At 35.8% G+C, this 443-nt stretch carries 1 protein-coding gene; it reads left to right on the top strand.

Annotated features, from left to right (window positions below; translation table 11 throughout):
* On the top strand, nucleotides 1-443 hold a 443-nt coding region (locus KP705_RS21810), incomplete at both ends, for a hypothetical protein (RefSeq protein ID WP_215765242.1).

Here is a 443-nt window from a genome sequence, read left to right as displayed (position 1 = left end):
TAGAGAGAGAAGTACAGAGGCTTGAAAATCTGTTCAATATAAAGGCTGTGCGATTGAAGGCACGTTATGAGACCAAGGCTATTCGTTATATGTTTGGGAATGGGGTCGAGGTTTATTGCGGTTGGGAAAAGCCTTACGATATCATGACTTGTTTGCATGACCATTATATTGACCATTCTTTTCCTGTGAAGGATGTGAAAAGTTATAGAGATTATTTGCGTTGTMTTCCTTMGCATTCTTCTTTGTTTTTGGATTACATAGAAAGCAGGGGATATGGTTTTTTAAGATTCAACGAATATTTGAACGATGACGAGGATGATTTTTGTTACGAGTGTGTTTTTGTTAATGACAATAAAGATGAGATACGCCTTTGGGTTAAAGATTTAGAAGAATGTGACAAGGATGGTTTGTATTCGAGTATCGATAATTTAGATTTGGAAAAT

Source organism: Gluconobacter sp. P1D12_c, from assembly GCF_018812105.1.
Classification (GTDB): Bacteria; Pseudomonadota; Alphaproteobacteria; order Acetobacterales; family Acetobacteraceae; genus Gluconobacter; species Gluconobacter oxydans_A.
This window is presented reverse-complemented; position numbering and strand designations above follow the sequence as displayed.